The organism is Ferrovibrio terrae (genome assembly GCF_943371255.1).
Classification (GTDB): Bacteria; Pseudomonadota; Alphaproteobacteria; order Ferrovibrionales; family Ferrovibrionaceae; genus Ferrovibrio; species Ferrovibrio terrae_B.
In genome coordinates this window covers 1-13,508 of record NZ_CALRUC010000041.1, presented here as the reverse complement: position 1 = coordinate 13,508, position 13,508 = coordinate 1, and the positions used below count along the sequence as shown (strand labels likewise).

Annotated in this window: 11 protein-coding genes; 6 read left to right on the top strand and 5 right to left on the bottom strand. The window is 65.2% G+C overall.

Annotated features, from left to right (window positions below; translation table 11 throughout):
• Positions 1 to 110: 110 nt before the first annotated feature.
• Positions 111 to 1,118 (top strand): hypothetical protein, encoded by a 1,008-nt coding sequence (locus tag AAG799_RS10710; RefSeq protein ID WP_341895822.1) that lies wholly within the window; start codon positions 111 to 113, stop codon positions 1,116 to 1,118.
• Positions 1,115 to 2,530: a hypothetical protein gene (locus AAG799_RS10705; RefSeq protein WP_341895821.1), complete on the top strand. Its 1,416-nt coding sequence runs from the start codon at positions 1,115 to 1,117 to the stop codon at positions 2,528 to 2,530. The genes AAG799_RS10710 and AAG799_RS10705 overlap by 4 nt, the downstream gene beginning before the upstream one ends.
• A 67-nt stretch (positions 2,531 to 2,597) precedes the next feature.
• On the opposite strand, the gene AAG799_RS10700 is transcribed toward AAG799_RS10705, so the two are convergent.
• The 5 genes from AAG799_RS10700 to AAG799_RS10680 all read right to left on the bottom strand — a co-directional run bounded on the left by AAG799_RS10700 (position 2,598) and on the right by AAG799_RS10680 (position 9,157).
• On the bottom strand, positions 2,598 to 3,740 hold the full coding sequence (locus AAG799_RS10700) for a hypothetical protein (RefSeq protein ID WP_341895820.1): 1,143 nt from the start codon (positions 3,738 to 3,740) through the stop codon (positions 2,598 to 2,600).
• 70 nt (positions 3,741 to 3,810) lie between these two features.
• On the bottom strand, positions 3,811 to 5,469 hold the full coding sequence (gene pgi / locus AAG799_RS10695) for a glucose-6-phosphate isomerase (RefSeq protein WP_341895819.1): 1,659 nt from the start codon (positions 5,467 to 5,469) through the stop codon (positions 3,811 to 3,813).
• Positions 5,470 to 5,506: 37 nt separating this feature from the next.
• Positions 5,507 to 7,147: an alpha-D-glucose phosphate-specific phosphoglucomutase gene (locus AAG799_RS10690; protein WP_341895818.1), complete on the bottom strand. Its 1,641-nt coding sequence runs from the start codon at positions 7,145 to 7,147 to the stop codon at positions 5,507 to 5,509.
• A 19-nt stretch (positions 7,148 to 7,166) separates the two neighbouring features.
• A complete protein-coding gene (glpX, locus tag AAG799_RS10685) occupies positions 7,167 to 8,129 on the bottom strand; it encodes a class II fructose-bisphosphatase (protein ID WP_341895817.1) in 963 nt (320 codons plus the stop codon).
• Positions 8,130 to 8,296: 167 nt separating this feature from the next.
• Positions 8,297 to 9,157, bottom strand: a complete 861-nt coding sequence (locus tag AAG799_RS10680) for a DUF1194 domain-containing protein (protein WP_341895816.1) — start codon at positions 9,155 to 9,157, stop codon at positions 8,297 to 8,299.
• A gap of 122 nt (positions 9,158 to 9,279) precedes the next feature.
• Between AAG799_RS10680 and AAG799_RS10675 the strand changes: the two genes are divergently transcribed.
• The 4 genes from AAG799_RS10675 to argE all read left to right on the top strand — a co-directional run.
• A complete protein-coding gene (locus tag AAG799_RS10675) occupies positions 9,280 to 10,542 on the top strand; it encodes a UbiH/UbiF/VisC/COQ6 family ubiquinone biosynthesis hydroxylase (protein WP_341895815.1) in 1,263 nt (420 codons plus the stop codon).
• An 85-nt stretch (positions 10,543 to 10,627) separates the two neighbouring features.
• Positions 10,628 to 11,542 (top strand): LysR family transcriptional regulator, encoded by a 915-nt coding sequence (locus AAG799_RS10670; RefSeq protein WP_341895814.1) that lies wholly within the window; start codon positions 10,628 to 10,630, stop codon positions 11,540 to 11,542.
• A 99-nt stretch (positions 11,543 to 11,641) separates the two neighbouring features.
• Positions 11,642 to 12,625 carry a tripartite tricarboxylate transporter substrate binding protein gene (locus tag AAG799_RS10665; protein ID WP_341895813.1) on the top strand — a complete coding sequence of 328 codons (984 nt, stop codon included), beginning with the start codon at positions 11,642 to 11,644 and terminating at the stop codon, positions 12,623 to 12,625.
• 8 nt (positions 12,626 to 12,633) lie between these two features.
• On the top strand, positions 12,634 to 13,508 hold an 875-nt coding region (argE, locus tag AAG799_RS10660), incomplete at its 3' end, for an acetylornithine deacetylase (protein WP_341895812.1).

The window sequence follows — 13,508 nt, the reverse complement described above, 5'->3', positions numbered from 1 at the left end:
GGCAGGGGATGAATTTTCCAAGAGGGTCCGCGTCGCAGTTTCAGCCCGCGAAGTTCGAGGAGCGCGGGACGGCTGTTGCGTTCACCACGCCGGCGCTGAATCAGGCACGCGTGCGGATGGACAGCCGCGACAATCTTGAACTCACCGTTTCGGCATTTTCCGGCGTGAAGGGCAATTATGTCATCCGCTGGAAGGATGTGCCCGAAATCTTCCAGCTCACCATGCACGACCGCGCGCTGCAGGAAGAAATCTTCAAGCGCAATTCCTGCCTGCCGCCGGATGTGCGCATGGCAACGCTGGAGACCGCGCGCACCGGCCTGGCCGGACCTGAAGCGCAGCGCAGCGCCGAGGAAGCCATCACCGAGGAAGAGAACGAGGTTCTGCTGACCCGGTACTACCTGTTCAAATCGGCGCTGGAAAAACTTTCCGGTGGCCAGATGGCCCTGCATGTCTCGGATTTCACCTCGGCCTCCGGCCGCGACCGTATCCGCTCCGGGCTTGGCGAGATCGCCAAGAAGTTCGGCACCACGGCCAATGAACTGTACGATCGCCTGGAGCGCTGGGGCCAGTTCATCTCGCCGCTGGGCATGCCGGGCATGCCCAAGGAAGCCCGCCTGCGCCGGCTGATCAGCGGCATCGGCAATCTGGGCCAGAGTCTGAATCACTGGGCCGACAACGATAAATCCGAAGCCGCCTATCTGGCCCGCGGCATCGCCAAGGTGGCTTTCTTCACCGACGATTTCGCCCGCGATCTGGCGGCGGCGGCTATACGCCCGGTCGAGTATGCCGAGCGTGTCCTATCCAATTGGGAGAAAGCCACCGAGGCGCTGCAGCGCGATATCGACCGATTGTGGTGGACGGTGGACGGCTGGGAATTCATCCTTCTGCTGTGGAAGGACGCCGAAGGGCAGGATCGCGATCACCAGCGCGCCGCAGTAACGGAAATTTATCGAGTTCTGCCCATTATTCCGGATAAGGAAGCCGCAAACCGGCCAAATCTGGCGGCGATGCAGGAAAATACGCGCATGCAGGTGCGCGCGCTTGAGGGGTGGAATTCGGGCTCTCTCGATATCGAGATGGTCCGGCGCGTCGAGAACGTGAAGCGGAAACGGATATGACCGATCTTGCATCCGAGCTGCGTGATATCGAGCGCAAGCTGTTCGAGATTCCCGATGAGAAGGTGGCGCAGCTCACGCTTCTGATCGAGCGCTCGCGTGCGGTCATTCTCTCGGCGGCTCTGGCGGATGCTGCGCTTGGCACGCTGCGGCCGCGTCTGGCCAAGACCCGCCCGCCGCGGCACCTGACCCTGCAGCGCATTTGCTGCCATCCTTTCGAAGATCTGCTGATCATCCCTGAAGACGGCGACAAGCAGTTCGGCCGCATCTCGCGCGCCTCGCTGGCGCCCTGCTGGGATTTTATCGTGCAGAGCCTGGATCAGGCCGCCGTGAAGGAACTGGAAGCCAGCCTGCGCGCCTCGGCGGCGCCGGCCATCGGTGCCGATGCCGATCCGCGCATCCCCAAGCTGGGTGCCACCCTGTGGGGCATTGTCGCCCGCCGCCTGCGCGAGGAACTCAGCCGTGCCGACAGCGATCCGGCCTATCGCGCCGAACTGGTCGGCAAGCTGGGCGGCGAAACGGTCTATCTCGACCTCGTCGATATGATGGGGATTCTGGAAGTGGCGGCCGCGCTGGAGAAACTGCGCGACGACATGTCGCCGAAGCCGGTTGGCAAGCTGCTCGAGATGCAGGTCGAGGCGATCAAGGACGGCTATGCGGAGCTGTGCTCCAGCGGTGCCGGCCTGCCGGGCTACATGATCGCCTTCGTGCTGGCGCGTCTGAGCGATCCGTTCCAGGCGCTGCCGATCTTTGATGCGCTGGCCGAAATGCCGACCGGCATCGCCGGTCTCAAGCCCGGCCAGTATGCCCGCCGCATGATCAGCGGCGACAGCAAGCGGTTCTTCAAGACGATCGGCCGTGCCGATACGGCCAAGATGGAAGCCGGCAATATCGCCGGCATGGTCGATGATTTCGTGGTGATGATCGGCCGGTTGAAGGCCGATGGCATGGCCGAAGGCCCGCAACCCGAGATGGATGCGGCCGGCGGCAAACTGCGCGACATGGTGAAAACCGGTGTGCTGGCTGGTGCCGATACCAAGATTCTCGATGCGCTGGCGACGCCGACGACCATCGAGCTGGGCCAGGAAGCGGCAGTGAAGGAAGCAATCTTCGCGGCGAAGTTGCAGGCCGAGGATCGCGTTTATGCGATCCAGAAGGTTGCGCGCGTCGCTGGCGAGATCGGCGCCGACAAGGATGTCGGCAACACGCTGAAGCAGCTGGGCGGCCAGATCGAGCAGGGCGGCAGCACGCTGATCGCCGATATCAAGTCAGGCAAGCTGAATGCACTGGGCAAGGACGCAGCGCGGCAGCAGCTGTATGGTGCAGTGCGCATGCTGGAACTGGTCAGCGGCGGTGCTGCTGCCGGCAAGCTGATGAAGGATGGCCTCGCTGCCATTGAAAAGATGCCGGCCTGATGCCGTCTCTCCTCCGCGATGTCGAAGGTATGCTGTTTGCCGGCGCCAGCGGTGTCACGGCCTCGGCCTAACGCTTCAGCGCGGCCTTCGCATCATAGGCGGCCGGCTCGGCGGCGAAGCCGGCCAGATCGCTGCCGGTGCGGCCCAGCATCAACGGGTCGCAATTCTCGCGCTCCACCGTCACCCGCGTGTTGAAGGCCTGATGGGTATAGCCGTGCTTGTCGCCGATGCGGTAGACCGCGATACCGGCCTTGTCACCGGGCGTCGTGGTGATGCTGCGCAGGCCCAACAGGGCGGCATGGCCGACCTCCAGTCCCGACAGGGAGCTGGCCACCTGTTCGGCGCGCGCGAGGAAGCCCAGCGTCTCGATGCTGGTGCCGGCCACGCCGCCGAGTTCGCGCTGGAACTGGCCGATCAGGATCTGGCCCGGCAGCGCCTTGGCGATGATGCGGGCCAGCGTGATGGTGACCTCGCCGACGATATATTCAAAGCCGCGCGGTGTGGTGCCTTCCACCTGGTGGTAGGAGAAATGGCTGCCGATGCTGAAGGCAGCACGTAACGTGGGCACCAGTTTCGCATTGCCCTTCTGCCGCGCCAGCGCATTGTCGGCCAGGATCAGCAGCAGTGCCAGCCAGCTGCGCAGATCGGCATCGACGCCTTCGCCGCGATTCCAGACATAGAAGCCGTCGCCCACGGTCGAGCGCGCCAGTTCGGTGCGCAGGCCCACCTGGTTGAGCCGTTTGGCGGCGGAGTTGATCGAATATTCCAGTGAGGAGAGCTGCGCCACCTGCTCCAGCGGCGTGTGCTTGGAGAAGCTGACGATATCGAACAGGATCACGGCGCGGCTCTCGGTCGCGCTGATCGTATAGCGCTTGACCAGATTCTCGATCAGCAGCGGATTGACCTCGCCCTTGCCGGTGCCGACGGTGAAGGGCAGGTCCATGGTCAGCGGGCGGGCGCGCAGCATCTTGCAGGTCTCGGCGAAGACCGGGGCTTCCATCAGGCGCCGGCCGCGCACCAGGCGCGGCAGTTCTTCGGCGCTGCCGAGTACCATATAGGGTTCGGAAAAACAGAAACTGGCCCGGCGGCCATCATGGCTCCAGCCGGCGACAATGGTTTTCCCCAGGCGCCAGGAGGAATGCAGGACGAAATCGATTTCCCGCATACCCTGTTTGACCGCGTCTTGGCGCACGGCATCGGCTTCGCTCATGGCGGCCGCACTCTCAAATGATGATAGCCCCGGACCTGCCGATCACCCCACCGCGACCGGCGCGGCCAGATTACGACCGGGGCTGGCTGCGCGCCAGAGCAATCAGGCCGCTGGTGGCGCTGTCATGCGGATGCTGTACCGAAGCATCGGTCAGCTCTTCCAGGATCGGCTTGGCCAGCTGCTTGCCCAGTTCGACGCCCCACTGGTCGAAGGAATTGACGCCCCAGATCGCGCCCTGCACGAAAATCTTGTGCTCGTACAACGCAATCAGCATGCCGAGGTGGTAGGGATCGACCTGCGGCAGCAGGATGGTGGTGCTCGGCCAGTTGCCCGGGAACACCTTGTGCGGCGCCAGTTGCGCAACGGTCGCATCATCGGCGCCGGCGGCGCGCAGTTCAGCCTCGGCCTCGGCGCGGGTGCGGCCACGCATCAGCGCCTCGGCCTGGGCGAAGACATTGGCCAGCAGCATGTCGTGGTGGCGCCCGATCGGATAGCGGCTCTTCAGCGGCGCGATGAAATCGCAGGCGATGACTTCCGGCCCCTGATGCAGCAGCTGGTAGAAGGCATGCTGGCCATTGGTGCCGGGCTCGCCGAACACGATGGGTCCGGTGGCATAGCCCAATGGCCGGCCCCAGCGGTCGACGCCCTTGCCGTTGCTCTCCATGTCCGCCTGCTGCAGATACGGCGCCAGCTTGGACAGGCCCTGGTCATAGGGCAGCACGGCGAGCGCCGGCGAGCCGAGGAAGTTGACGTTCCACACCCCGGCCAGCGCCATCAGCACCGGCAGGTTCTCGTTCAGCGGCGTGGTGGCGAAATGGCGGTCCATGGCATGCGCGCCGTCCAGCATTTCGCGGAACTTGTCCATGCCAATGCCGAGCGCGATGGGAAAACCGATCGCCGACCACAGCGAATAGCGCCCGCCGACCCAGTCCCAGAACTGCAGCACCTGTTCGGGCCGGATGCCGAACTTGCTCGGCACGCCGGTATTGGCCGACAGGCCAAGGAAATGCCGCGGCCAGTCGATGATGCCGGGGCCGAGCTTTTCCTGCAGCCACGACCGCGCCGTTTCGGCATTGGTCATGGTTTCCTGGGTGGTGAAAGTCTTTGAGGCAATCACGAACAGCGTGGTTTCGGCCTCGCATTTCTCCAGCGTACGCGCAATGTCGGTGCCATCGACATTGCTGACGAAATGGATGTCGATGCCGGGCAGCTTGTCGGCGGTCAGCGCCTCCAGCGCCATGCGCGGGCCCAGGTCGGAGCCACCGATCCCCATCGCCACCACGCTCTTGAACGGCTTTTCGGTGATGCCGCGCCAGGTGCCCTCGCGCACTGCGGCGATAATCTCGCCCATGCGCTGCAATTCACCCTGCACCAGGGCGGCGATGTCGGCACCATCCACGGTCAGGCTGCCACCGGCCGGCAGGCGCAGCGCGGTGTGCAGGGCGGCACGGTTTTCCGTGGTGTTGATCGGCTCGCCGCGCAGCATGCGGTCGCGCCAGCCTTCCACATCGGCGGCGCGGGCAAGGTCGAGCAGCAGCTCTACCGTCTCGCTGTCGATCCGCTGGCGCGACAGGTCGAGCAGGAGGTTGCCGCAGCGGAACGACAGTTTGTCAAAGCGCGCCGGATCATTGGCGAACTGCTCGCGCATATGCCGGTTGCGCGTGGCCGTGGCATGGGCAGCAAGCGCGCGCCAGGCAGGCGTCTGATCGATCGGCGGCGGCAGCGACATGGACCCTCCGTTACACTACGCTCAAACTACAACTCGTTCAGGTGATCACGTCCGGTGCGGTACGGCCAGTGACCTTGCGAAGGCCGGTCTGGGCCTCGGCGAAATCGATCAGTGGCTGCAATCGGGCCTGCACATCGTCATTCTGCCGTGCCGGGTCCGATTCGAACAACTCGAAATACAAACGCACGGTGGCGCCTTCAGTGCCCGTGCCGGACAGGCGCGCGATCACCCGGGCCTGCTCGCCACAGATCACCCGCAGGCCCTGGCCTTTGCTTTCACTGCCATCCACCGGGTCGCGATAGGCAAAATCGTCGGCGGCCGTGATCGTCAGTGCGCCGATCTTATGACCCGGCAGCGCGGCGAGGCCGGCGCGCAGGCGATCCAGCGCCGCCGCGGCCAGTGTGGCATCGACGGCCTCGTAGTCATGGCGGCTGTAATAGTGCCGGCCGAAGCGGCGCCAGTGCGCCTGCAGGATCGACAGCACAGTTTCGCCGGGTCTGGCTGCCAGCAGGTTGAGCCAGAACAGCACGGCCCAGAGGCCATCCTTCTCTCGGACATGATCCGAGCTGGTGCCGTAGCTTTCCTCGCCGCAGAGCGTGATGCGGCCTGCATCCAGCAGGTTGCCGAAGAATTTCCAGCCGGTCGGTGTCTCGAAGCTTTCGATCTTCAGCGCAATTGCCACGGCGTCAGACGCGCGGCTGGTCGGCATCGAGCGCGCCACGCCGCTGATACCCCCGGCATAGCCCGGCACCAGGGTGGCGTTGGCGGCCAGCACGGCCAGGCTGTCGCTGGGCGTCACCGCGATGCCCTTGCCCAGGATCATGTTGCGGTCGCCATCGCCATCGGAGGCAGCGGCAAAGTCGAGCCGGCCATCGATGACAACTTCCTGGTACAGCTCCGGCGCATGGGCCGGATTGGGATCGGGATGGCCGCCGCCGAAATCTTCCTTCGGCTCGGCATTGATGACACTGGCGGCCGGCGCGCCCAGCATGTCGACCAGCAGGCGGCGTGCGTAAGGCCCGGTCACCGCATGCATGGCATCGAAGCGGAAGCGGAAACCCGGCCCGGCGATCAGGCGGCGGATGGCCGCGAAATCAAACAGCGTCGCGAGCAGCGCGGCATAATCCTCGACCGGATCGATCACCGCGACGGTCATGCCGGCGATCTTGTGGGTGCCGATGGCTTCCAGGTCGATCTCGGCGGCGGTCTCAATGATGCGATAGCGTGTGATCGTCTGCGTGCGTTGGAAGATCGCGTCGGTGACAGCTTCCGGTGCCGGGCCGCCATTGGCGATATTGTACTTGATGCCGAAATCGCCATCCGGGCCGCCCGGATTATGGCTGGCCGACAGCACCAGGCCGCCGCGCGCGCGATGATGGCGGATCACTGCGCTGGCTGCCGGCGTGGAGAGGATGCCGCGCTGGCCGACCAGCACGCGATCGATGCCATTGGCGGCGGCCATGCGCAGGATGGTCTGGATGGCCGGACGATTGAAGAAGCGACCGTCGCCGCCCAGCACCAGCGTGCCGCCCTGCAGTTCGGGTGCGGAGTCGAACACCGCCTGCACGAAGGCTTCCAGATAGCCGGGCTGCTGGAAAACCGTCACCTTCTTGCGCAGGCCCGAGGTGCCGGGTTTCTGCCCGTCGAAGGGCTTGATCGCGACTTCGCGCAGCGTCATGCGGGACTCTTGCTGTTGCTCAGGCGACAGGGAAGCGGCTGGAGATATCGTGGCGCGCGCCGGTTTTGGCCATCAGGATCACGCTGTGGGTGAAGGCGATGCCATGTTCGATGGTGACGCCGCGGCAGACCGGCCCGGAATTGATGCCGGTGGCGACGAATACGGCATCGTCACTCTTCACCAGCGCACTGCCCGCCATCCATTTGCTGCTGTCGAGGCCGAAGGCCTTCACCTTGGCGGCTTCCTCCTCGCCCTGCGGATCGACGCGGCCAAAGAACTCGCCGCCCATGGCGCGCACGAAGATCGCGGTGATGATGCCTTCGGGCGAGCCGCCGGTGCCGAATAGCGCATCGACGCTGCTGTTCTTCTGCACTGCCATGAAGGCACCGGCGACATCGCCGTTTTCCTGCAGCATGGTACGCGCGCCGGCGTCATGGATCTCCTTGATCATCGCGTGGTGCCGCTTGCGGTTCAGCACGAAGATGCGCAGCTCTGATACCGGCTTGTGCAGCGCGGCAGCCAGGGCGTCCAGTTTCTTTTTCACCGGCCAGGCCGGATCGACCTTGCCCCTGGCGGCGGCCGGCAGCACCAGCTTGTCCATGTAGAAACTGGGGCCGAGATCGAACATCGCGCCGCGCGGCGCCAGCGCCATCACCGCCATCGAATTGTCGACGCCATTGGCCATGTTGGTGGTGCCTTCGATCGGATCGACGGCGATCTCGATCTCCGGCTCACCCTTGCCGATGCGCTCGCCGCGATACAGCAGCGGGGCATTGTCCTTCTCGCCTTCGCCGATCATCACCACGGCATTGATGTTGATCTCGCCGAGCGCCTTGCGCATCGCCTCGACGGCGGCGCCATCGCCGTCTTCCTTGGCGCTGCGGCCGACCCAGGCATGGGCGGCAACGGCAGCGGCTTCGGTGACAAGGCGGAGCGCGAACGGGAAATCGGCGCGGTCGAACGGACCGGGGCGCGTGGTCATCAGGGATACTCCGAAGAAAGGGTCAGATCGGTTCGGGCCGGGATGGTTTTCTATCCGGTCGGTTTATTGCTTGGAAATACGGCAAAAACCGGGCGAGGCCAAGCGGTGGCCGGGTGACTTCGACGGGATTTTGGCCGGCCGGGAAGGCTTCCGGGCGGTTTTGCCGGCTACTGGTCAAAGCGGCGGCGCCAGAATTCCTGGCTCTGCCGCTCGCCGATATCGCAGCCCTTGGGATAGCGGTAGCCCGACTGGGCCTTGTGGGTCACGGCGGGACCGATCCGCTGCCAGGCCGGCGGCACGGTCGGCGCGGTGGCGATCTCCAGGATCAGCTTGCGCCGCACGGCCTCATGGAAAGTGTCGAAGCCCTCGGCCACCACCACGAAAGAGCCGGGGCCGCCGATCACGCAGCCTTCGAAATAGCGGTCGAGGTCTTCCAGCACGGGGAAACCCCAGGTGTTCACCTTGCCGTTCATGATCGGCAGGCCGTTGATGACGATGCCGGCGGCCAGTGCCTTGTCGCGAGCCAGGTCGATCGGGCCGCCATCGTTGTTCGGCCCGTCGCCGGAGATATCCAGCACCTTGCGCATGCCCTTGTAGGGGCCACTGCCGAAGCGGGGGATGGCGTGGTTGATAGCGCCGGAAATGCTGGTGCGACGTGCCGTGCGCGTCTGCTGTTCCAGCAGGCGACGTGACACCGCCTGCGCGCTGGCCTCGTCATGGATCAGGGCCCAGTCGAGAACGTCGTTCTGCACATAGGAGTCAGACCAGTCGAAATAGGCGATGGCGATCTTGCCATGGATGCCGCCCCTGATTGCCTTGATCACATCCTTGTCGATCAGGGCGCGGGCATAGCCCTCGCGCTGCAGCTTGGCTTCATCGGCATCGATCGAGCCGGAAATGTCGACGGCGAGCACCAATTCAAGATCGACGGGCATCTGCTCTGCGGCCCGTCCCTGGAGAGGCAGGGCGGCCAGCGGCAGGCCCGTCAGCCAGGCCAGAACCAGGGCGGTCAGCGGCTTGAACGGCATGGCTCAAAGGCTAGTACGTGCCGTGGCCCGCGTCCAAGCAAATTGCGGCAAAACGTCTCTTTGCCCGGCCGAATCCGGCCCGGCGCTGGACAAGGCCGGGGCAGGTGCCGAGGATGCCGGCCATGACACCGGACCCTGCTGCCGCCCCTGCCGAGTTGTTCGACGTTGCCGTGATCGGTGGCGGCCTGAACGGGCTCACCCAGGCCATCGCCTTGGCCCGGCACGGCATTTCGGTGGCTGTCATTGACCGCGAGGATCCGGCCAGGGCCACGGCGGCCAGCTTCGATGGGCGGGTTTCGGCCATCGCGCTGGCCTCCCAGCGCATGCTGGAAGCGATTGGCCTGTGGCGCCATGTCAGCGCGGCACAGCCGATGTGGGATATCCGGGTGTCGGATGGCGACTCGCTGCTGTTCCTGCATTACGACCACAGCGATCTGGGCAGCGACCCGTTCGGCTATCTGGTCGAGAACCGGGTCATGCGCCTGGCCCAGCAGGCGGCCATCGCCGATACCCCGAACCTGGAACTCATCGCGCCGATGACGGCGCGGCAGATCAGCTATGGCGAACCGGGCTCCGGCGCGCCGGCGGTGCTCGATCTGGCCAATGGCCGGCAGATCCGCGCCCGGCTGGTGATCGGTGCCGATGGCCGCCAGTCCGTCATCCGCCGCGATGCCGGCATCCGCACCATCGACTGGGCCTATGACCAGACCGGTATCGTCTGCACCGTGCAGCACGCATTACCGCATGAGGGCGTGGCGCAGGAGCGTTTCCTGCCGGCCGGGCCGTTTGCCATCCTGCCGATGACCGACGATGCGCAAGGCGCGCATCGATCATCGCTGGTCTGGACCGAGCCGACCGAACGCGCCGCTGCCATCATGGCACTGGATGACGCGGGCTTCGCCGCCGAGATGCGCCAGCGCTTCGGCACCGGCTATGGCGCCTGCGACGTGGTTGGCCCGCGCTGGTCCTATCCGCTCAGTTTCATGCTGGCCACCCGCTATAGCGGCCATCGCATGGCGCTGATCGGCGATGCGGCCCATGGCATCCATCCGATTGCCGGGCAGGGGCTCAATCTGGGCCTGCGCGACATCGCCGCTCTCACCGAAGCCGTGGTCGAGGCGCGCCGGCTTGGTCTCGATATCGGCCGCGTCGATGTGCTGGATCGCTACGAACGCTGGCGCCGGGTCGACAATGTCGTGCTCGGTGCCGTCACCGATGGCCTGACCCGGCTGTTCTCCAACGATATCGCGCCGCTGCGGCTCGCCCGCGACCTGGGCCTGGGCGTGGTCAACCGCATCGGGCCGCTCAAGAAGCTGTTCATGCGCCATGCCATGGGCGACATCGGCCGCCTGCCCCGCCTGCTGAAGGGCGAGCTGCTGGTCTGACGCCGTACGGTGGTTGCGGGCATCGGCTTGACAAGTCCTGCCCTGGCCCGGATTGGTAGACGCCGACAGCCCCGGGGGACAGGACATGGCCGCACCGCTCAATCTGCGTGAGTTCATGGCCTTTCGGGCCGTGATGATGGCTGGCACCACTACCGGTGCGGCCAAGGCGCTGAATCTGTCGCAGCCTTCGGTCAGTCGGCTCATCAATGAGTTGGAAGCCCGCTTGCGCCTGGTGCTGTTCCGGCGCGAGCGCAGCCGTCTGGTGCCGACCGACGAGGCGCGGGCGCTGCTGGATGAAGTGGAACGGGCCTTCGACGGGCTGCAGCAGTTGTCCGATTTCACCGGCCGCATGGGCCAGTCGGAAACCCGGCCGATCCGGCTGGTGATCTCGCCCAGCCTGTCGGCGAAATTCACGCCGGCGGCGATTGCCGTCTTTGCCCGGCAGTATCCGGCGCTGCGCATCGTCATCGACATGCGGACAACGGATTATGCCGCCGAACTGATTGCCGGCGATCAGGCCGACCTTGCCGTGTCGCTGTTGCCGGTCAGTCACCCTGGTGTCGACGTTGTGCCACTGATCGATGTACCCACAGTCTGCGTGCTGCCCAAACGCCACCGGCTGGCCCGGCGCAAGACCATCGGCCCGGCCGATCTGAAGGACGAGCCGCTGATCACCATTGCCCGCAAATACCCGGCGCGCATTCGCCTCGACAAGGTGTTTGAAGCCAGCGGTGTCGTGCCGAATATCCGCATCGAGACCGGTACCTCGGCAGCCGCCTGCGGCTGCAGTGCCGCCGGGCTGGGTGTGGCGCTCATCAATGCCTTCATGGCGAGCGAATATGAATCGCCCGATCTGGTGCTGCGGCGTTTCGAGCCCACGGTGCCGAACAGTTTCGGCATCCTCAAGGCGCATCGGCCGCCGACCAAGGCGCTCGCCGCCTTCGTTGCCGCCCTGCGCAAAGTCGCGCTCGATCAGGTCGGACGTCACCGCCTCGGCTGAGCGTCTATTCGCCGGGCAAATACCCCTATAGCAAGTCGCGATTGGACGCTGTCCGGCGGCTTCGGCATCGTTTCCGCATCTGACCGATGGGGAGACACAATGATGATGCGCAAATCCGGACTGACGATTGCGGCTGCTCTGGCCGCCACCCTTGCAGTGACCATGACAGACACTGCTCTGGCACAGGCCTATCCGTCGCGTCCGGTCAAGATCGTGGTGCCCTTTGCGGCCGGCGGCTCGACCGATGTGGTGGCGCGTCTGGTGGCACAGGGCATGACCAAAACCATCGGCCAGCAGGTGATCGTCGAAAACCGTACCGGCGGTGGCGGTATCATCGGGTCCGATGCGGTGGCCAAGGCCGAGCCGGATGGCTACACGATCCTGGCGGCTACAGTGTCTACGCATGCGATCAATCCGGCGCTGTATGCCAAGCTGCCCTTCGATGTGAAGCAGGATTTTGCGCCGGTCACCCATCTGGTCAATGTGCCGAATGTTCTGGTGGTGCATCCCTCGGTGCCGGCGAAGATGGCGGATTTCAAGACCTGGGTGGCGGCCAATGCCGCCAAGGCCAGCTATGCCTCGCCGGGCAATGGCAGCATCGGTCATCTGCAGGGTCACTGGTTTGCCAACCTGCTCAAAGTGGATATTGCCCATGTGCCCTATCGTGGCGCCGGGCCGGCGATGCAGGATCTGATCGGTGGCCAGGTGCAACTGATGATCGACAATGTGCCAACCTCGCTGGGCCATATCCGTTCCGGCGCGGTGAAGGCGCTACTGGTGTCGAGCGAGCAACGCATCCCGCAGTTGCCGGATGTGCCCTCGGCGCCTGAGGTCGGCTTGCCGGATTTCATCGGCTACAGCTGGGTTGCTCTGCTGGCACCGGCGAAAACACCGGCCGCGATCGTCGCAAAGATCAACCAGGCGGCCGTCGAGGCGCTGGGCGATCCGGCGCTGAAGGAACGCCTGTCCGATCTCAGCGCCACCGTTGTGGCGGGCGGGTCTGAGGCAACGGCGAAGCTGCTGGCCACCGAGCAGGCCAAGTGGGCGCCGATTGTGAAAGCCACCGGCGCCACGGCGAACTGACGCGTCATATGTCTTTGCACACAACACTGGATATCCTGTCGCGACTGGTGGCCTTCGATACCACCAGCGCGAAATCCAACCTGCCGCTGATGACCTGGATCGGCGATTACCTGCAGGGACTCGGATTCCGCATCGAGCAGGTTGCAAATGATGATGGCACCAAGGCCAATCTGATCGCCTCGATCGGCCCGGAGGGTCCGCCCGGTTATATCTTGTCGGGCCATACCGATACCGTGCCGGTCGATGACCAGAGCTGGTCCTCCGATCCGTTCCGGCTGCGTCGGGAAGACGGCCGGCTCTACGGGCGTGGCACCACCGACATGAAGGGCTTCCTCGCCGTCTGCCTGTCCAGGGCGCAGGTGATGAGCGCAATCCGGCTCAGCCGGCCGCTGCATCTTGCTTTCTCCTATGACGAGGAAGTCGGCTGCGTCGGCGTGCGGCATTTGCTCGCGCGGCTGACCGCGTCGGAACGCCGGTTTGCCGGCTGCTTTGTCGGCGAACCGACCGGCATGGATGTGGTGATCGGCCACAAGGGCAAAAGCAACACCCGGGTCACGGTGACCGGGCTCGGCGGCCATTCCTCGTTGGCGCCCTGCAGCGTCAATGCGGTCGAATATGCCGCGGCCTTTGCCGGCGCGGTACAGGCACTCGGCCGGCGCCTGAAAGCATCCGGCCGGCGCGACGAGCTGTTCGACATTCCCTATTCGACAGCCCATGTCGGCGTCCTGCGCGGCGGTACGGCGCTGAATGTGGTGCCGGCGGTGGCCGAGCTGCTGTTCGAGCTGCGCACCGTGCCCGGCGATGATGCGGCGGGCCTGCTCACTGAGCTGCGCGCCTTTGCCCAGGCCGAACTGGAGCCGGCGATGCAGGCGACCCATGCCGG

Bases quoted from the DNA above. Each gene is read 5' to 3' on its own strand.
- AAG799_RS10705 (WP_341895821.1), top strand. From the start codon at position 1,115: ATGACCGATCTTGCATCCGAGCTGCGTGATATCGAGCGCAAGCTGTTC.
- AAG799_RS10700 (WP_341895820.1), bottom strand. From the start codon at position 3,740: ATGAGCGAAGCCGATGCCGTGCGCCAAGACGCGGTCAAACAGGGTATG.
- pgi (WP_341895819.1), bottom strand. From the start codon at position 5,469: ATGTCGCTGCCGCCGCCGATCGATCAGACGCCTGCCTGGCGCGCGCTT.
- AAG799_RS10690 (WP_341895818.1), bottom strand. From the start codon at position 7,147: ATGACGCTGCGCGAAGTCGCGATCAAGCCCTTCGACGGGCAGAAACCC.
- glpX (WP_341895817.1), bottom strand. From the start codon at position 8,129: ATGACCACGCGCCCCGGTCCGTTCGACCGCGCCGATTTCCCGTTCGCG.
- AAG799_RS10680 (WP_341895816.1), bottom strand. From the start codon at position 9,157: ATGCCGTTCAAGCCGCTGACCGCCCTGGTTCTGGCCTGGCTGACGGGC.
- AAG799_RS10675 (WP_341895815.1), top strand. From the start codon at position 9,280: ATGACACCGGACCCTGCTGCCGCCCCTGCCGAGTTGTTCGACGTTGCC.
- AAG799_RS10670 (WP_341895814.1), top strand. From the start codon at position 10,628: ATGGCCGCACCGCTCAATCTGCGTGAGTTCATGGCCTTTCGGGCCGTG.
- AAG799_RS10665 (WP_341895813.1), top strand. From the start codon at position 11,642: ATGATGATGCGCAAATCCGGACTGACGATTGCGGCTGCTCTGGCCGCC.